This window comes from Streptomyces sp. CBMA152, from assembly GCF_014596475.1.
Taxonomy (GTDB): domain Bacteria; phylum Actinomycetota; class Actinomycetes; order Streptomycetales; family Streptomycetaceae; genus Streptomyces.
Window position 1 is genome coordinate 261,047 of sequence record NZ_MECJ01000028.1, and the last position, 16,888, is coordinate 277,934.

16 protein-coding genes are annotated in these 16,888 nt (G+C 70.6%); 7 read left to right on the plus strand and 9 right to left on the minus strand.

What is annotated here, in order from left to right; genetic code table 11:
- The first annotated feature begins 22 nt into the window (after positions 1 to 22).
- Together BG418_RS24690 and BG418_RS24695 are read left to right on the plus strand one after the other, a co-directional pair.
- Entirely contained in the window at positions 23 to 838 is an 816-nt protein-coding gene (locus BG418_RS24690; RefSeq protein WP_223185347.1) for a helix-turn-helix transcriptional regulator, read from the plus strand.
- A complete protein-coding gene (locus tag BG418_RS24695; protein WP_188276169.1) occupies positions 835 to 1,083 on the plus strand; it encodes a DUF397 domain-containing protein in 249 nt (82 codons plus the stop codon). The genes BG418_RS24690 and BG418_RS24695 overlap by 4 nt, the downstream gene beginning before the upstream one ends.
- On the opposite strand, the gene BG418_RS24700 is transcribed toward BG418_RS24695, so the two are convergent.
- Positions 1,050 to 2,945, minus strand: coding sequence for an alkyl sulfatase dimerization domain-containing protein (locus BG418_RS24700; protein WP_188276170.1), 1,896 nt, complete (start codon positions 2,943 to 2,945; stop codon positions 1,050 to 1,052). The two genes, BG418_RS24695 and BG418_RS24700, sit on opposite strands and share 34 nt — an antisense overlap.
- Before the next feature lie 428 nt (positions 2,946 to 3,373).
- On the opposite strand from BG418_RS24700, the gene BG418_RS24705 reads away from it, so the two are divergent.
- Complete coding sequence (locus BG418_RS24705) at positions 3,374 to 4,585, plus strand: pyridoxal phosphate-dependent aminotransferase (RefSeq protein ID WP_188276171.1); 1,212 nt, start codon at positions 3,374 to 3,376, stop codon at positions 4,583 to 4,585.
- A gap of 92 nt (positions 4,586 to 4,677) precedes the next feature.
- Complete coding sequence (locus tag BG418_RS24710; protein ID WP_188276172.1) at positions 4,678 to 5,055, plus strand: hypothetical protein; 378 nt, start codon at positions 4,678 to 4,680, stop codon at positions 5,053 to 5,055.
- A 343-nt stretch (positions 5,056 to 5,398) separates the two neighbouring features.
- Here BG418_RS24710 and BG418_RS24715 read toward each other — a convergent pair whose 3' ends face one another.
- The 7 genes from BG418_RS24715 to BG418_RS24745 form a co-directional block, all read right to left on the minus strand.
- Positions 5,399 to 6,541, minus strand: a complete 1,143-nt coding sequence (locus BG418_RS24715; protein ID WP_188276173.1) for a hypothetical protein — start codon at positions 6,539 to 6,541, stop codon at positions 5,399 to 5,401.
- Positions 6,538 to 7,338, minus strand: a complete 801-nt coding sequence (locus BG418_RS24720) for a PP2C family serine/threonine-protein phosphatase (RefSeq protein ID WP_188276174.1) — start codon at positions 7,336 to 7,338, stop codon at positions 6,538 to 6,540. Before BG418_RS24720 ends, BG418_RS24715 begins: the two co-directional genes overlap by 4 nt.
- A gap of 6 nt (positions 7,339 to 7,344) precedes the next feature.
- Positions 7,345 to 8,109 carry a VWA domain-containing protein gene (locus BG418_RS24725; protein ID WP_188276175.1) on the minus strand — a complete coding sequence of 255 codons (765 nt, stop codon included), beginning with the start codon at positions 8,107 to 8,109 and terminating at the stop codon, positions 7,345 to 7,347.
- A 28-nt stretch (positions 8,110 to 8,137) separates the two neighbouring features.
- Positions 8,138 to 9,175, minus strand: coding sequence for a hypothetical protein (locus tag BG418_RS40080; protein ID WP_223185348.1), 1,038 nt, complete (start codon positions 9,173 to 9,175; stop codon positions 8,138 to 8,140).
- 96 nt (positions 9,176 to 9,271) lie between these two features.
- Positions 9,272 to 9,706 (minus strand): hypothetical protein, encoded by a 435-nt coding sequence (locus tag BG418_RS24735; RefSeq protein ID WP_223185349.1) that lies wholly within the window; start codon positions 9,704 to 9,706, stop codon positions 9,272 to 9,274.
- 13 nt (positions 9,707 to 9,719) lie between these two features.
- Positions 9,720 to 10,715 carry a serine/threonine-protein kinase gene (locus BG418_RS24740; protein ID WP_223185350.1) on the minus strand — a complete coding sequence of 332 codons (996 nt, stop codon included), beginning with the start codon at positions 10,713 to 10,715 and terminating at the stop codon, positions 9,720 to 9,722.
- A gap of 231 nt (positions 10,716 to 10,946) precedes the next feature.
- Positions 10,947 to 12,770 (minus strand): phosphoenolpyruvate carboxykinase (GTP), encoded by a 1,824-nt coding sequence (locus BG418_RS24745; protein ID WP_188276176.1) that lies wholly within the window; start codon positions 12,768 to 12,770, stop codon positions 10,947 to 10,949.
- A 296-nt stretch (positions 12,771 to 13,066) separates the two neighbouring features.
- Here BG418_RS24745 and BG418_RS24750 point away from each other — a divergent pair, with 296 nt between their 5' ends.
- The 3 genes from BG418_RS24750 to BG418_RS24760 all read left to right on the plus strand — a co-directional run bounded on the left by BG418_RS24750 (position 13,067) and on the right by BG418_RS24760 (position 16,009).
- Positions 13,067 to 13,738 carry a hemolysin III family protein gene (locus BG418_RS24750; protein WP_399000131.1) on the plus strand — a complete coding sequence of 224 codons (672 nt, stop codon included), beginning with the start codon at positions 13,067 to 13,069 and terminating at the stop codon, positions 13,736 to 13,738.
- 66 nt (positions 13,739 to 13,804) lie between these two features.
- Positions 13,805 to 15,343, plus strand: coding sequence for an MFS transporter (locus BG418_RS24755; protein WP_188276178.1), 1,539 nt, complete (start codon positions 13,805 to 13,807; stop codon positions 15,341 to 15,343).
- Positions 15,344 to 15,373: 30 nt separating this feature from the next.
- Positions 15,374 to 16,009 (plus strand): TetR/AcrR family transcriptional regulator, encoded by a 636-nt coding sequence (locus BG418_RS24760; RefSeq protein WP_188276179.1) that lies wholly within the window; start codon positions 15,374 to 15,376, stop codon positions 16,007 to 16,009.
- An 84-nt stretch (positions 16,010 to 16,093) separates the two neighbouring features.
- Here the strand turns inward: BG418_RS24760 and BG418_RS24765 are convergent, their stop codons facing one another.
- A complete protein-coding gene (locus BG418_RS24765; protein ID WP_188276180.1) occupies positions 16,094 to 16,789 on the minus strand; it encodes a hypothetical protein in 696 nt (231 codons plus the stop codon).
- Positions 16,790 to 16,888: the final 99 nt, after the last annotated feature.

The window sequence follows — 16,888 nt, forward strand, 5'->3', positions numbered from 1 at the left end:
GTACCCGGAGAGGCGGTTTCCGATGACCGAGGCGAACTCACACCCGCCGATGGCCTGGTGCTACTGCGGCGACCAGGTCAAGCTCTGGCGGGAGAGCACGGGTGTGAGCCGCGAGGAGCTGTGCAAGAAGGCGAACTACCAGTACGAGTACGTCAAGTCGATGGAGAACGGCCGCCGCAAGCCCACCCTGCGACTCCTTCGGGCCGCTGACGAACTGTGCGGGGCAAATGGGAAGTTGCTGGCCGCGCACCGGTATTTGAAGCCCGAGCCGTTCCCGGCGAGGTCGCAGGAGTTCATGCTGCTCGAAGCGGCGGCCATCGCCCTCGACTGGTACGAGCCGTTGCTCATCCCCGGCCTGTTGCAGACCGAGGAGTACGCGCGGGCGCTGATCAGCGGAAGTTTCCCGCCGCTGGACGAGGAGACCGTCGAGGAGCGCGTGAACGCGCGCTTGCAAAGGGCTGAAGCGCTGCGGAAGCGACCGACGACCATCTTCAACTTTGTGATGTACGAAGCGGCCCTGCGCACCGTGGTCGGCGACCGGGGCTTGATGAAGCGGCAGTTCGACCACGTGCTGGCGGCGGGCGAGTTGCGCAACGTCTCCGTACAGGTGCTGCCCATGAGCCGTTGCCCCGGTGCCGCACTCAACGGTTCGCTCGTGCTGCTGGAGACTCCTGACCACGAGCACGTCGGTTATGTAGAAGGCCAGGAGACGAGCGCGCTCTACGCCGATCCCGCCAAAGTCAGTCTGTTGGCGCAGACCCATGGCATGATCCGCTTGCACGCCCTCAGTGTTGAGGAGTCGGCGGAGTTCATCGGCAACATGGCGGAGGAGCTATGAGCGGCCAGCTCGTATGGTTCAAGTCCAGCTACAGCGACGATCAGGGCGGCAACTGCATCGAAGTCGCCCTGGATTGGCGCAAGTCGAGCTACAGCGACAGCCAGGGCGGCGCCTGCGTAGAGATATCCGCCTGCCCCCACACCATCCACGTCCGGGACTCCAAGCTCGGCGGGGACGGGCCGACGTTCGCCGTCCCCGCCGGGGCCTGGGCTCAGTTCACGGCCGGGATCGCCGGGGATAAGTAGGCGAAGACCGTGTCGGCGGCCGTGCGGTCGTCGTCGATGCGGGCGCGTCCTGCCCGTACCGCCTCGTCGAAGTTGGCGAGGAAGTCCGGGCCGTCGACGAGGAGTCGGTCGAGCGCGGCGCGGGTCAGGGCGATCGTCGCCTGGGGCTTGTCGACGCCGGGCGGCAGGGTATCGCCGCGCGTGTCCGCGTAGACCAGCACGCCGTCGCGTAACACCGTGACGCCCGACTGGCCAGTGTCCGTCAGGTGCCACAACAGCACGATGGGGACGGCCTGTTCGGCCGCCCGGGGGCCGTCGAGACGGGCGGCGACCGTGGCGAAGTACTGGGCGGGGTTGGCGTACCGCACCAGGTCGCCGACGACCGGCCGTACGGCCGTCGGCTGCGGACCGTCGGTGTGCAGATTGCGCGCGGCCGTCAGATAGATGTTGCGCAGGGGGCCGTACTCGGCGAGGTAGCCGAGCTGGGTCAGGGCCAGCGCCTGGAGTGTCTTCGCCGCGCCCAGGACTCCGGCGGAGACCGTCGCCGGGTCGCAGGCGGCGGCCACGACGTGGTCGAGGAGTTCGACGACCCGCTCGTAGTGGGGCGCCTCGGCCTCGTACTCGCGGCGCGCGGCGCTCAGCACCTCGTGCGCACCGCCGAGCGCGCGCACGTACCGCTTGGCGGTGGCGCCCGTGGCGGGGGTCGCGGCGACCGCGTCCGTGGCCGCGACGAACTCGTGGCCGAGGAGCCTGAGCCAGGTCTGGCGGGCGGCCTGCGTCGCGGTGCCGACGTAACCGGACGCGTAGAACGGCCTGTTGGACGGTTGGGACTGGCGGCGCACCCAGGCGTCGCGGCGCGCGGCCAGACGAGCGGTGACGTTCTTGCGGCCCCAGCCGGGCCACTCGTACGCCCCGGCGACCGTCTCCGCGACCGGGCCGAACGCGCGCAGGGTCTCGTCGAGGTGGCGGGCCCGTACGTCCCCGAGGCCGCCGAGCAGGCCGGGGGCGGTGAGGTAGAGGACCTTGCGGTCGGGCAGGTAGAGGTTCATCTCGGCCGGGGACTGCAACCCGGCTGCGGGCTGGAAGACGATGTCGACGCCGTCTACCTCGACCCTCCCCGCGAGGTGGTCCGTCGGCGGGATCAGCGTGGCCTCGCCCGCCGAGACGGTCAGGCCGGGGCCGCTGTCGATCAGGCCGTACGGGCCGGCTTCCAGGCGGGTGCCGTACGTGTGGTCCACCAGGCACGCCGTGGCCATGCCCTCGACCACATGGCGGCGCACGGCGTCGTCGAGGAAGCCGTCGGGCGCGTACACCTTCAGATCGTCCGGGATCTCGTCGCCGCACTCGGCGAACAGGCCGCGCGAGCCGCCGAAGTGGTCGACGCAGCTCGCGGTGTAGATCACGGCCGTGACGGGGCGGTGGTCGCCGGTCGTCCTGCGGTACAGACGCAGCGCGTACTGCGCGGTCTCGTACGAACCCAGCGGGTCGATCACGATCAGGCCGGTGGCGCCCTCGACGATCGTCATGTTCGCCAGGTCGTAGCCGCGCACCTGGTAGACGCCGCCCCCGTCGCCGCCGGTCACCAGGTACAGCCCCGCCATCGCGTTCATCCGGCCCTGCCGCCACACGCGCGCGTTGACCGAGACGGGGATCTCCTCGGCCTCGCGCAGGAAGTCGAAGCGGCCGTGGTGCCAGGCGTGGCCCGTGCCGTCGCCGGTCCCGTCGCGCGCGGGGATCGCCTCGACGTCCGGCCCCGCGATCAGCCCCTGGGAGGCGCCCCGGAAGTCGGAGCCGTCGGCGGGGGCGCTCTGCTCGGCGGGACGGTTGCTCTGGATGACGAACGGGGTCGGTGCGACGGTCTCGTGCTGCTTGCCGTTGGTCATGGCGCTGCCTCCTGAAGGCTGCTCGGCGCGGCTTCACGGCATGCCTCGCGACAGGCGTCTCGGCATGGCGCCTCGGCATGCGGAAGCCGCACCTGAGAGGTGCGTACGGTGCACGGAGCGGTGCGTACGGCCGGGGTGCAGGCGGGGAACGTAACTCCGGGCGGGCGGGAACGGTAGGGCGTGTTCCTCTTCGGCGGGCCCCGCTGGCCGACAACCGCCCGTACCGGACAGGAGTGGTACATCTCACCCGGCGCGGCCCCCGGCGACGCAATCCAAGCCGGGGCCCGGCCGCGGCCCGGCGTTCCCACGGTTCACCGGGTGCCGCCGCATTCCGATGGAAGCCCGGCGTCCGCTCGTACCGCCCCCGGCGGGCGTACCGGCGTACAAACACCGCGCGTGGCCCGAAACGCGCCCGTAAGGTTTCCGACATGCAGGTGATCCAGTCGACGAAGCTCGCCAATGTCTGTTACGAGATCCGGGGCCCGGTTCTCGAAGAAGCCATGCGGCTGGAGGCGGCAGGACACCGCATCCTCAAGCTCAACACCGGCAACCCCGCCGCGTTCGGCTTCGAGTGCCCGCCGGAGATCCTGGAGGACATGCTCCGCAACCTCTCCGGGGCGCACGGCTACGGCGACGCCAAGGGCCTGCTGTCGGCCCGGCGCGCGGTGATGCAGCACTACCAGACCAAGGGCATCGACCTCGACGTCGAGGACATCTACCTCGGCAACGGCGTCTCCGAGCTGATCCAGATGTCGATGCAGGCACTGCTCGACGACGGCGACGAGGTGCTGGTCCCGGCGCCGGACTACCCGCTGTGGACCGCCTCGGTCTCGCTGGCCGGCGGCACGGCCGTGCACTACCGCTGCGACGAGCAGGCCGACTGGATGCCGGACCTCGCCGACATCGAGCGGAAGATCACCGACCGCACCAAGGCGCTCGTGATCATCAACCCGAACAACCCGACGGGTGCGGTGTACGACGAGGAGATGCTGCGCGGTCTCACCGAGATCGCCCGCCGCCACAACCTGATCGTCTGCTCGGACGAGATCTACGACCGCATCCTCTACGACGGCGCCACGCACACGCCGACGGCGGTCGTCGCCCCGGACCTGATGGTGCTGACCTTCAACGGGCTCTCCAAGAACTACCGGGTGGCCGGATTCCGCTCCGGCTGGCTCGCGGTCTGCGGCCCCAAGCAGCACGCGTCCTCGTACATCGAGGGCCTGACGATCCTCGCCAACATGCGACTGTGCGCCAACATGCCGTCGCAGCACGCGGTGGCGACGGCGCTGGGGGGACGGCAGTCGATCGAGGACCTGGTGCTGCCGGGCGGGCGGCTGCTTGAGCAGCGGGACACGGCGTACGAGCTGCTTACGCAGATCCCCGGCGTGACCTGCGTGAAGCCGAAGGGCGCGCTGTATCTGTTCCCGCGCCTGGACCCCTCGGTCTACAAGGTGAAGGACGACCGGCAGATGGTCCTGGATCTGCTCCGGGCCGAGAAGATCATGGTGGTGCACGGGACGGGCTTCAACTGGCCCGAGCCGGACCACTTCCGGATCGTGACGCTGCCGGCGGCGAAGGATCTGGCGCAGGCGGTCACGCGGATCGGGGCGTTTCTGGACGGCTACAGCCAGACGTAGGGCGCGTCTTCCGGCCGCGCGTTCTGGTCTCCGCTCAACTTTAGACAGAATCTAAGCTAGGATGGTCTCCTGCAACAGAAGGAGGCCATCTCATGTACGAGCCGATCCGGACCAAGTCGGTGCACAGCACGATGGCCGCCACTGTTGCGGGCGTTCCGTCCCGCTCCCGCGAGGAGGAGCTCGACATCCAGCTGGCGGGTCATCTCGCGGCGCTGCTGGCTGTGACGGACGAGCTGGGGTTGAGCGAGGCCGGGGATGCGATAGCCGCGCAGGTTGCTCGGCTGCGGGGTGGCATGCCGCCGGTGCGGCATGCGGGGCTGAGCCGGCTCAGTGTGGCTGCGCTGCACGCGCGTGCGCATGCGCTGGCGGGGCGGGCCCTGGTGGTCGCGGCCTCGCGTGCCGACACTTCTGCGGCGATCCTGGCCGCGTCCCGGATGGATGCCCACTCCGCGGCGGCTGCCGCCTCCTGAACGGCCCCGGTCCGCGAACCGCGGAGGCCCGCGGACCGGGAGCCATCCTTTCTGTCGCCTTCGGCGTCAGGCTGCATGCGTCACGATGACGGGCGATGTTGCGTTGTCGGGTACGGGCCGTGCTGGGTTGCTCGCGCATTGGCACCCCACCCCGCCCCTTCCCGAAAGCCTCCGGCGGGTGTCGGTCGTCTGCGGATCGTGCTGGGTTGCTCGCGCAGTTCCCCGCGCCCCCAGGAGGGCCCGAAGGGCCCATCAAGGGGCGCGGGGAACTGCGCGACCAGCCCCCACCGGCCCGCAGGCGAACAGGTCCCTCGGAGAGTTTCGGGGAGGGGTGGGGTGGGGGCTACAGCACCGACCCCAGGATCACCACCAGCACCACTAGCAGCACCAGCCCGACCAGCAGCGCGTCCCTCCACGAAGTGGGCGGCGCAGGCACCGCAACCGGGCCCAGGTTGAACACGTCATGGCCCGTCGCCGCCGCCCGGGCGCACCACGGGCACCCCGACAAGTGCGACCCGTACGAGTGCATCGGCCGCACAGAGCACACCCGTACACGTGACCGCTCACGATCCAGCGCCCGGAGCCAGTCCTCGGCCGTGGGGCGGGCCCCGGGGTTGTGCACCCCGGACCCGAACGCCGCCCGCGCCAACCCCAACAGCTCCGGCGGGAGCACCGACGGGTCGACCGTCCCGCGCGGCACCACCACGACCTCCGGCGACACCACGTACGAAATGCTCGCCGCGATGTTGTCCTGCACCGTCGACTCCGAGACGGATTCGTGGGGCACGCCTCCGAAGGGGTGGTTGCCTGCTGTCAGGAGCTGGTACACCAGCACCGCCAGCGCGAAGTCGTCGCTCTCCCTCGTCGCCGGACCCCCCGCCTGCCTCTCCGGCGCCGAGTAGTCCGTCGTATGCATCAGGCACGGGAACAGCTCCCCCGTCACCGGGTCCGTGAACGCGATCGAGTCGCAGTCCAGGAACGTGACGAAGCCGTTCGCGTCGACCACCACGTTGCTGCTGGAGAAGTCGCCGATCACCAGGTTCTCGTGATGCATCCGGGCCGTCATGAAGGCGAGGTTCCAGCTCACGCCGAGCAGGAACCGCCAGTCCGCCCGGTCGTGGAACAGCCGCACGCGCTGCGCCCGCGTGAACAGGCCGACCAGCTGGACGTGTTCGGGCTCGCCGAACCGTTGCATCGCGTAGCCCAGGAACTCCCCGCCGGGTGAGCGCGCGGGCGCGGTCGGCCAGGCCAGCTCCGGGCGCTGGGAGCGGTCCGTGGGGCGGCCGCCCAAAGGGGCCATCGTCAGCATCCGGTTCAGGCGTCGCTCCTGCTCCGGGCCCGGCCGGTCGCGGTACAGCTTGACCACGATCCCGTCGTGGCCCTCGACCGTGTAAACCGCCGCCTGGCCGCCGCCCTTGAGGGGAGTCGGCGCCAGGACCACCGCCGTACCGCCGAGCATCACGGTCCGCCCGCCCGGGTCCGTCATACCGCGCCCCCTACCCGTACCGCCCGCAGCAGCGTCTTGTCGTCGCCGTTGAGTGCCGTCAGCCGGTCGGACCTGAGCAGCGCGGCCAGCTTCTCGTCCTCGGCCGCGACCGTCCCCGCGTCCAGCGAGCGCAACACCGCTGCGGCGAAGGACTCGTTGGCCGACTGCGGGACCCCGCCCGACCAGGACAGGGCCGCCTGGGCGAGGCCGTCCGTGGAGAGCAGGACCGCGTCGACGCCCTCGTCGCGTACACAGTCCGTACGCATCCGACGGGCCGCGTCCGGTGAGGTGAGGAAGACCGTCTCGTTGCTGTACTCGCTCACCGCGTCGGGCTGCGGGAGAAGATGGAACTGGCGCTCGCCGTCCTCGGTCCCGGCCCGCAGCACCACGAAACCGTCCCCCACGCTGCAGTGCCCCAGCCAGCCGGGCGCGAGCACCACCACGGTGAGCGTCGTCGCGAAGTCCGCCGAACCGCCGCCGCCCGAACCGCTCGTACTGTCCGCGAAGTCGTCCGCCACCCGGAGAAACGCCTGGCGCAGCACCCGGTTCACGAACGGGCCGTCGCCCTCCGACGCGGGCAACCGGCCGAAGTGCTCCACCGCCAGGTCGACCGCGAGCCGCGAGCCCTCGTCCGAGCGCGGCCTGCTGCCCGCGCCGTCGGCGACCGCGAGCACCGTCACAGAGCCGTTCGTGGCGCAGCTCCAGGCGTCCTGGCAGGGCACGTTGTCGCGGCGGTGCCGGTAGCCCTCCACGCTGAGGCCGTGCACCCGCCAACTCCCGTTCGTCCGGGCGGCCATGGGCGCTCAGGCCTCCCAGGCCGGGCGCTGCGTCTTGAACTGGCTGAAGATCTTCTCGAAGACCTCGTCGCCCGCGCCCTTCTGCTCGGCGCCCGCGCTCGCCGACATCATCTGGAGCAGCTGGCGGAACGGGAAACCTTGCAGGCGCGCGTTGAACTTCGGTGCGAATGCTTGGAGTACCTGCTCCGCCATGTCCGTCAGGCCGCCCACCCCGATCGCGTACAGCCGGAAGCGCCGCGCCGCCTGCTCCTCGGCGAGCACCGGCACCAACCGCTGCCAGGAATGGGTGAGATGACCCATGCCGTCGGTCGGCAGACCGTCGGTGACCAGGCAGATCTGCGGGCGGTAGTACTGGAGCCCCTGCGAGCGCAGCTCGGTCTTGCGCGCGGCCACCACCTGCATCGCGAGCTCCAGCGCCTCCGTCATCAGCGTCACCCCGGAAGCGGCCAGGCGCGGCGCCTCGAACTGGTGGGCCGCCACGAACGGGCCGACGGGCGCGCCCGGTTCGAGCGGCCGCGCCCCGCGCCACGCGGTCACGCCCCGCCCGCCGAACGTGATCACGGCGACCTCGACGCTGTAGCTGAGGCTGACGTCGTCGTGGAGCTCGCGGGTCCATTCGCTCAGCGCCTGGTTGAGCGCGTCTATGGGCGGGCCGGTCATCGAGCTGGAGGTGTCGAGGCAGAGCACCAGCGGCAGCCGTTGGGCGTTGTTCTCGAACTCGATGTCGGCGTACTCCGCCGGAAGCGTCCTGGGTGGCTGCTGCCTGCGCATCGCGGTCTCTCCCCGTCGGTTCTGTGTCTCAACTGCCGTGTGGAGCATGGTGGTTGGTGATACGTACGGTCTTGTCGTCGGCCCCGTACGCGTAAAGCACTCCGGCGTCCCTGCCTCGCCCCTCCGTCACCTCGACCCGCGCGCCGGGCCCGGGCGCGGGGGTCTCGGGCTCGGCCCAGACGGCCCGGTAGAGGCAGTCGTCGAGCTCCACGTATCCCTGCGGGTGCAGTTCGGTGCGGACCACCGCGGTACGGCTGGGGCCGGAGGGGCCGCCCACGTCACGGCCGTGGGTGCGGTGGCGCGTGGCGGGGATCGTGGTGGTCGCCGTGGTCGCCCGATGGGTGGGCGTCTGCTTCGCGTGCGACCCGGACGAGAGCGTCGCGTACGCCGGTCGCGGGCCCCGGGAGCGGCGTACGACGATCACGAACGCCGCCAGGAGGACGAGCAGCAGCGCGGCGACCCCGAGCGCGGGCAGCAGCAGCGAGGAGCCGCCGTCCGCCGTGCCCACGCTGTCGGTGTTCTTGTCGAGCGGGGCGGCCAGGCCCGCGTCGATGAGGTCCTGACCGGTCAGCGCCTTGCCCTTGCGGCCGGTGGCGTCGACGAGCTTGCACACCGTCCCCGGGCAGGCCCCGGCGTTCTTGAGCTCGGTCACGGTCTCGGCGTCGAGCCGGGTGATCTCGGCGTCCGGGGCGACGAGCCGGTCACCGGCGAGGACCAGCAGCAGCGTGCCGCCCTGCCCGGTGGCATGCCCGGCGGGGACGAGGACGACCAGCGGACCCTGGGCGAACACGGACTTGCGCTGGGAGATCTTCCAGTCGTCCCGCTTGCCGTCGAGCGCGAGCGGGGTGTGGAGGGTGACGATCACGGCGTCCTGGGTGCCGACCCGGTCGGCCCAGCAGGCGAGCCGCTTGGCCAGGTCCCCCGAGCAGCCGTCCTTGGCGGCGGCCGAGGTCGCCGGGACCAGCAGCAGCGCCAGCAGCGCGAGGGCGAGCAGCCCGACCCGCCCGGCGAGGCCGACCGAACCGGTCACAAGACGTCTCGACCGGATCCACCGGAGAAACCCCATGAGCGAAAAACCTCCCCCGACCCCGGAACGCACATCGCAAATATGGCGCCTGGACGGGGTGTCCGAAAGGGTTTTGGCCATTCGCACCAACCCCACCTACAACTGGAACACCTGGTGGCACCGTGTGAACATCTGCCGCGCCTGTTCCACCCAATCACTGGCCAGAGCATCGAATTCCTGCTGGTTCATCCGACAGGAGAGCGGCAGGGTGCAGACCCCGGCGATACAGGGTCTGGGGCCGCGTACGTCCCACACCGAGAGCATGGGAACCAGTTGTTCGGTGTTCCACGCGTTCGCCGCGGCGGCGGCCGTCGCCAATTGGTCACCGCGCAGAAAGCGGCCGTCGGTCATAAACGCGACCAGCAGCCTTTTGGTGGTCATGAACCGGATGGTGACGGATTTCCCCGCCTCCGAGAGATCGAATGTCAGGGACAGCGAGACGGTGTCCTCATAGCAGTGGAAATGGTGACCGGTCGCCCATCGGTGGACCAACGTCCGCCAGCGGAAGCCCAGTTCGGTCCCCTCGCTCATCACCGGCGCCCCCTCAGCGTGCGGCACGTCCCACCGCCTCGATCACCATGGCATCGTCGAGCCCCGCGTCGAGCAGCGTCTGCGCGTGCAGCAGCAGACAGGACGGTACGGAGACGCCGGTGGCCGCCACGCGGGGGGCCTGCATCTCCCTGGTGCGCACCCGGATGCGCCGGGCGACCGTGGGCGGCGGCCAGGTCAGCGCCTGCGCGGTCGCCGCGTCCGGGCCGAGCAGTGCCGCGAGGAGGTCGTCGAGCCCGGGACGGTCCTCGGGCCGCTTGGCCAGACACCGCCCGACCAGCTCCCTCAACTCCCCCGGTACGTCGTCGAGTTCGGGCTCGCCGTGCACCACCCGGTAGCTGACCCCGGCGCCGTGCCCGTGCGGGGGATGCCCGGCGACCGCGTACACCAGGGTCCCGCCCAGCGAGAACACGTCGCTCGGCGGCCCGACCCGCTTGCCGGTCAGCTGCTCGGGCGACATGTACGGCGGCGTCCCCAGCACGGTCCCGGCCCGGGTGAGGCCGGGCGCGTCGGCCACCAGCGAGATGCCGAAGTCGATGACGCGCGGCCCGTCGGCGGCGAGCAGGACGTTCGACGGCTTGAGGTCGCGATGCACGACCCCGGCCGCGTGGATGGCCTGCAACGCCTCGACCAGACCGGCCCCGAGCCTGCGCGTCTGCCCTTCGGTGAGCGTGCCGTCCGTCGTGATCGCCTCCGACAGGGCCGGGCCGGGTACGTACGCCGTTGCCAGCCACGGCAGTTCGGCCTCCGGGTCGGCGTCGACGACCGCCGCCGTGAACGCCCCGCCGACCAGCCGCGCGGCCGCGACCTCGCGGGCGAAGCGGCGGCGGAACTCGGGGTCGGCGGCGTGTTCGGGGCGTACGACCTTGACCGCCAGAGCCCGGCCCGCGGGCGAGCGGCCCAGATAGACCCACCCCATCCCGCCGGAGCCGAGCCGCCCGACGATGCGGTACGGCCCCACCCGCATCGGATCGCTGACCGGTGTGCGCAACCCCGCCACCTCGCTCGGCACTCGGTTCGACCGTGCTCGTCCAGGGTCCGAGTGTCCCGCTAACGCCCGTGCGTGGCTGCCGGGATGACGAAAAAACGCCCCCGAAAACATGCCGGCCCCGGAGCCGTGAGGGGGCTCCGGGGTCCGGCGTTCACGCGACGGGGCAATTCGTGACCCCACAGGTCAGGGCGGATGTCGGGTTGCACCGCCGCGCGAATCTGCGGGTGGGACTCAGCCCAGTCGCGCCACCAGCGCGCGGTACTCGTCCCACAGCTCCTTCGGCGTGTGGTCGCCGAAGGTGTTGAGGTGCTCCGGCACCAGCGCGGCCTCCTCGCGCCATACCTCGGTGTCGACCTTCAGCAGGAAGTCGAGGTCGGCGGCCGGCAGGTCGAGCCCGTCGGTGTCGATCGAGTCGGCGGTCGGCAGGATGCCGATCGGGGTCTCGACGCCCTCGGCCTTGCCCTCAAGGCGCTCCACGATCCACTTCAGGACGCGGCTGTTCTCGCCGAAGCCGGGCCACACGAACTTGCCCGCGTCGTTCTTGCGGAACCAGTTCACGTAGTAGATCTTGGGCAGCTTCGCCTGGTCCTTGCCCTTGGCGACGTCGATCCAGTGGCCCATGTAGTCGCCCATGTTGTAGCCGCAGAACGGCAGCATGGCGAACGGGTCGCGGCGCAGCTCGCCGACCTTGCCCTCGGCGGCGGCGGTCTTCTCGGAGGCGACGTTCGCGCCGAGGAAGACGCCGTGGTTCCAGTCGAAGGACTCGGTGACCAGCGGCACGGCCGAGGCGCGGCGGCCGCCGAACAGGATCGCCGAGATCGGCACGCCCTTGGGGTCCTCCCACTCCGGCGCGATGATCGGGCACTGCCCGGCCGGCACGGTGAAGCGGGCGTTGGGGTGGGCGGCCGGGGTGTCGGAGGCGGGCGTCCAGTCGTTGCCCTTCCAGTCCGTCAGGTGGGCCGGAGCGGTCTCCGTCATGCCCTCCCACCACACGTCGTTGTCGTCGGTGAGCGCGACGTTGGTGAAGACGGAGTTGCCCCACATCGTCTTCATCGCGTTGGCGTTGGTGTGCTCACCGGTGCCGGGCGCGACGCCGAAGAAGCCCGCCTCGGGGTTGATCGCGTACAGCCGGCCGTCCTCGCCGAACCGCATCCACGCGATGTCGTCGCCGATCGTCTCGACGGTCCAGCCGGAGATCGTGGGCTCCAGCATGGCGAGGTTGGTCTTGCCGCAGGCGGACGGGAAGGCGGCGGCCACGTACTTCGACTCGCCCTGCGGGGGCGTGAGCTTCAGGATGAGCATGTGCTCGGCCAGCCAGCCCTCGTCGCGCGCCATGACGGAGGCGATGCGCAGCGCGTAGCACTTCTTGCCGAGCAGGGCGTTGCCGCCGTAGCCCGAACCGTACGACCAGATCTCGCGGGTCTCGGGGAAGTGCGAGATGTACTTGGTGGAGTTGCAGGGCCACGGCACGTCGGCCTCGCCCTCCGCCAGCGGCGCGCCGAGCGTGTGGACGGCCTTGACGAAGAAGCCGTCGGTGCCGAGCTCGTCCAGGACGGCCTGGCCCATGCGGGTCATGGTGCGCATGGAGACGGCGACGTACGCGGAGTCGGTGATCTCGACGCCGATGGCGGAGAGGTCCGAGCCGAGCGGGCCCATGCAGAAGGGCACGACGTACATGGTGCGGCCGCGCATCGAGCCCCGGAAGATCCCCTTCTCGCCCGCGAAGATCTCCTTCATCTCCGCCGGAGCCTTCCAGTGGTTGGTCGGCCCCGCGTCCTCCTCCTTCTCGGAGCAGATGAAGGTGCGGTCCTCGACCCGTGCGACATCGGTCGGGTCGGACGCGGCGTAGTACGAGTTCGGGCGCTTGACCGGGTCGAGCTTCTTGAACGTCCCCTTGGCGACGAGCTCCGCGCACAGACGCTCGTACTCGCCCTCGGAGCCGTCGCACCAGACGATGCTGTCCGGCTGCGTGATGGCAGCGATCTCGTCTACCCAGGAGATCAGTTCCTGGTGGTTGGTCGGGACAGAAGTGGGAGCCGCGATGTCGCGCGCCACGATCGCTCCTTGTAGAGGGTTCGGTGATTCCCTTGTGAGGGTCTCTTCGTTCGTTGCCCCGTGGGGGCTGCGACCCGGACGCTTCGGTGTTCCCTGGCGCTCATCCGGTGCCGACCGCACTCATCTGATCATCCGTGCCACTCGCCCATATGTCCAGAGGCACTCTCACGTGAGCATCGCCACTCATTGTTCACCTCGGGGGCATCTGACGGGCGTAAGGGGCCGACACGGCGAGGGCATACGGTTACGGGCCGCACCTATCCGTAACTTACGGAGGCGTAGGTAGCATGCGGGACATGACTGATCAGGTGACGGACCTCGCGCCGACGAGGCCTCAGAAGCCCAAGCTGCGAGGGTGGCTGCACGCCGGGATGTTCCCGGCGGTGATCATCTCGGGCCTGGTGCTGACCGCGCTCGCCCACTCGACCCGGGGGCGCATCGCCTGCGGGATCTACGTCCTGACCGCCTGTCTGCTCTTCGGCGTCAGCGCGCTCTACCACCGGGGCGACTGGGGGCCACGCGGCGAGGCCATCCTGCGCCGACTCGACCACGCCAACATCTTCCTGATCATCGCGGGCACCTACACCCCGCTCACCCTGCTGCTGCTCCCGGACTCCACCGGCCGGGTACTGCTGTGGGCGGTGTGGGCGGCGGCGGCCGCGGGGATAGCGTTCCGGGTCTTCTGGGTCGGCGCGCCGCGCTGGCTGTACACGCCCTGCTACATAGCCATGGGCTGGGCGGCGGTCTTCTTCCTGCCCGACTTCATGCGCACCGGCGGCATCGCGGTGCTCGTCCTGGTCGTCGTCGGCGGGCTGCTCTACAGCGCGGGCGGCGTGATCTACGGCATCAAGCGTCCCAACCCCTCCCCTCGCTGGTTCGGCTTCCACGAGGTGTTCCACTCCCTCACCCTCGCCGCGTTCGTCGTGCACTACGTCGGCATCTCCCTGGTGGCGTACCAGCACGGATAATTTCTTGACGCGAGCTACTTTTTGAGAGTTACTGTCACTTGACGGTAACTCTTACGGAGGTGTGCCATGACCCAGGCGTCAGGTCCCGATCCACGGCGCTGGTGGGCGCTCGGGGCGATGGTCGCGAGCATGCTGGTGCTCGGCTTCGACATGACGATCCTCAATGTCGCGCTGCCGACCATGGCCCAGCAGCTCGGCGCCACCACCGGCCAGCAGCAGTGGATGGCCGACGCCTATGTCGTCGTCTTCGCCGCCCTGATGCTCCCGGCGGGACTCCTCGGCGACCGGTTCGGCCGCCGCAAGATGCTGATCACCGGGCTCGGGATCTTCCTCGCGGGCTCGCTCATCGGCTCGCTCACCACCAGCGTCGGCGCGGTCATCGCGGCCCGCGCGGTCATGGGCATCGGCGGCGCGCTCGTCATGCCGCTCGCCATGGCCGTCCTGCCGACGCTCTTCCCGACCGAGGAGCGCACCAAGGCGATGGGCATCGTCACCGCCGCCTCCGCGCTCGGCCTGCCGCTCGGCCCGCTGGTGGGCGGCTTCCTGCTCGACCACTTCTGGTGGGGCTCGGTCTTCCTGGTCAACGTGCCCATGGTCGCCATCGGCATCACGGCCTGCGCGCTGCTGCTCCCGGAGACCCGCGACCCGTCGGCTCCCCGCGTCGACGCCGTCTCGACCGCGCTCACCGCCGCCGGACTCGGCTCGCTGATCTACGGCATCATCGAGGCCCCGACGCGCGGCTGGGGCGACTCGGTGGTGCTCGCGACGCTGGCCGCCGGCGTGGTGCTGATCGCGGGCCTGGTCGTACGGGAGCGGCGCGCGGCGCGTCCGATGCTGGACATGAAGCTGCTCGGACACCGCCCGTTCCTGCTCAACACCCTGGCCGCGACGCTGGTGATGTTCATCCTGTCCGGCCTGATGTTCGTGCTGCCGCAGTACCTCCAGGCGGTCCTCGGCAACGACGCGTTCGGCACCGGGGTGCGGATGATGCCGCTGATGGCCGGGCTGATGGTCGCGGCCAAGGGCAGCGAGCCGGTGGTGCGGCGGTTCGGGGCGCGCGGCGCGATCACCGCCGGTCTTGCCGTCCTCGCCTTCGCCGCGTTCCTCGGCGCTCGTACGACCGTGGACAGCGGTTACGGCTTCACGGCGCTGTGGCTGACGATCACCGGCGTCGGCTTCGGCTTCGCCATGGTGCCCGCGATGACGGCGGCGCTGGCGACCCTGCCGCCGGACCGCGCGGGCAGCGGCTCCGGGCTGCTGATGACGGTACGTCAGGTGGGCAGCGCGATCGGTATCGCCCTGCTCGGCTCGCTGCTCGCGGGGATCTTCGCGGACCGCCTCGATGTGGCCGGGCTGCCCGGGGCCGCGGCCGACAGGGCCGGGGACTCGGTGGTGGCGGCGCATCTGGTCGCCGCCAAACTCCACGACGGGCGGCTCGCCACCTCCGCCGACTCGGCCTACGTCCACGGCATGGACATGGTGCTGCTGGTCTGCGGCGTGGCGGCGGTGATCACCGCGCTGCTCGCTGCGGCCCTGCTCAGGAACCCGGCGGCGCCTTCCGGCCAGCCGGAGGACGACGTGGTGCCGACCGCAGTGGATGCCTGAGAACGTCGACGGATGCCGGAGAATGTCGACATGCCCGCCACCGCACGTACACCCAAGTCCCTCGACTCGCTCGCCGAGGACCTGCAGCCGCAGCTGGGCCTGCGCGAACGCAAGAAGCTCAAGACCCGCATCGCGATCCGGCGCGCCACGTACGAGCTGATCGCCTCACAGGGGTACGAGGCGACGACGGTCGAGCAGATCGCGGAGGCGGCCGAGGTCTCCCCCTCGACGGTGTTCCGCTACTTCCCGACCAAGGAGGACATCGTCCTCACGGACGAGTTCGACCCGCTCATGGTCGCCGAACTGCGGGCGCGCCCGGCGGACGAGCCGGTCCTGGAATCCCTGCGGCACGTCGTCCTCATGGGGGTCCGGCTCGCCCTGGAGCACGACCCCGAGGAGATGTACCAGCGCACCCGGCTGCTGGTCGAGGTCCCCGTGCTGCGGGCCCGGATGATGCAGTCGATCTCGGTGACCTGCGGGATGGTCTGCGAGGTGCTGGCGGAACGGACCGGGCGGGGCGCGGCGGACCTGGAGGTGCGGGTCTACTCGATGGCGGTCCTGGGCGCGCTCCACGAGACGACGGTGTACTGGGCCGAACACGACCACGAGGACGACCTGGTGGACCTGGTGAACCGGGCGCTCGACACCGTACGGGACGGCATGTGACGAGGCCGGGCCCTGGGCGGCATGTGACGAGGCCGGGCCCGACCTTCCGCCGAAGGTCGGGCCCGGCCATCGCTTTTGTCGCCCTCAGCGCTGGCGGGCCGCCAGGGCCTTGGCCGCCTTCATCCGGGCCGGGGCGGTGGCCTCGATGGTGCCCGCGCCCTCGCCGGGCGTGAGCTCCCAGCCCCGCAGCTTCGCCGCGACCCGGCGCAGCGCCGCGTCACCCGGCTTCACGTCGATCTGGAAGTGCGACTCCTTGGCCGGCGTCAGGTCGCCGCCCCACTTCACGACACCCTCCAGGTCGGCCAGGATGTCGCGGATCACGACGAGCTCGTGCGGGAAGAACCCGCCCTGCGCCCGCGCCGGGTAGAGCAGCGGCCGGATCGCGATCGCGGTGCCCGAGAGGTAGTTGCTCTCGTACGCGGCCGCGACGGTGCGCGAGGTGGTGTGCCCGCCGACCTCGCCCGCGCCGAGCGTGTCGATCTCGTAGTGGAACCGCCGCACGACGTGCGTCAGCACGGTGGCGACGTCGCCGTCGACGGCGTCGAAGTGGACCCCGCCGGTGCCCTCGACGCGGTGCGCCGGGGCGTGGGCGAGCACGGGCCACCCGTTGGCGCTGGTGCTCTTGCCCCACTGGGCGTTCCGGGGAGCAACGGGCGTAGCGGCGACGGCAGTTGTGGCCATCCCACCGGAGGCGAGCACGGCCCCACCGGCAACACCGAGCCCGGCGAACAGGAAGCGGCGCCGGTCGAGCCGTATGGCGGGCGGTATGACATCACGCATGAATAAAGGATTCCTTTCAAGACTGACGGAGGCAGGAGCATTCCGGGACGGCCTACAGGGGCGCGGGGAACTGCGCGACCAGCCCCCACCGGCCCGCAG

What these genes read in the sequence shown, in the direction of transcription:
- BG418_RS24690 (WP_223185347.1), top strand. Translation starts at nt 23, where the DNA reads ATGACCGAGGCGAACTCACACCCGCCGATGGCCTGGTGCTACTGCGGC.
- BG418_RS24695 (WP_188276169.1), top strand. Translation starts at nt 835, where the DNA reads ATGAGCGGCCAGCTCGTATGGTTCAAGTCCAGCTACAGCGACGATCAG.
- BG418_RS24700 (WP_188276170.1), bottom strand. Translation starts at nt 2,945, where the DNA reads ATGACCAACGGCAAGCAGCACGAGACCGTCGCACCGACCCCGTTCGTC.
- BG418_RS24705 (WP_188276171.1), top strand. Translation starts at nt 3,374, where the DNA reads ATGCAGGTGATCCAGTCGACGAAGCTCGCCAATGTCTGTTACGAGATC.
- BG418_RS24710 (WP_188276172.1), top strand. Translation starts at nt 4,678, where the DNA reads ATGTACGAGCCGATCCGGACCAAGTCGGTGCACAGCACGATGGCCGCC.
- BG418_RS24715 (WP_188276173.1), bottom strand. Translation starts at nt 6,541, where the DNA reads ATGACGGACCCGGGCGGGCGGACCGTGATGCTCGGCGGTACGGCGGTG.
- BG418_RS24720 (WP_188276174.1), bottom strand. Translation starts at nt 7,338, where the DNA reads ATGGCCGCCCGGACGAACGGGAGTTGGCGGGTGCACGGCCTCAGCGTG.
- BG418_RS24725 (WP_188276175.1), bottom strand. Translation starts at nt 8,109, where the DNA reads ATGCGCAGGCAGCAGCCACCCAGGACGCTTCCGGCGGAGTACGCCGAC.
- BG418_RS40080 (WP_223185348.1), bottom strand. Translation starts at nt 9,175, where the DNA reads ATGGGGTTTCTCCGGTGGATCCGGTCGAGACGTCTTGTGACCGGTTCG.
- BG418_RS24735 (WP_223185349.1), bottom strand. Translation starts at nt 9,706, where the DNA reads ATGAGCGAGGGGACCGAACTGGGCTTCCGCTGGCGGACGTTGGTCCAC.
- BG418_RS24750 (WP_399000131.1), top strand. Translation starts at nt 13,067, where the DNA reads ATGACTGATCAGGTGACGGACCTCGCGCCGACGAGGCCTCAGAAGCCC.
- BG418_RS24755 (WP_188276178.1), top strand. Translation starts at nt 13,805, where the DNA reads ATGACCCAGGCGTCAGGTCCCGATCCACGGCGCTGGTGGGCGCTCGGG.
- BG418_RS24760 (WP_188276179.1), top strand. Translation starts at nt 15,374, where the DNA reads ATGCCCGCCACCGCACGTACACCCAAGTCCCTCGACTCGCTCGCCGAG.
- BG418_RS24765 (WP_188276180.1), bottom strand. Translation starts at nt 16,789, where the DNA reads ATGCGTGATGTCATACCGCCCGCCATACGGCTCGACCGGCGCCGCTTC.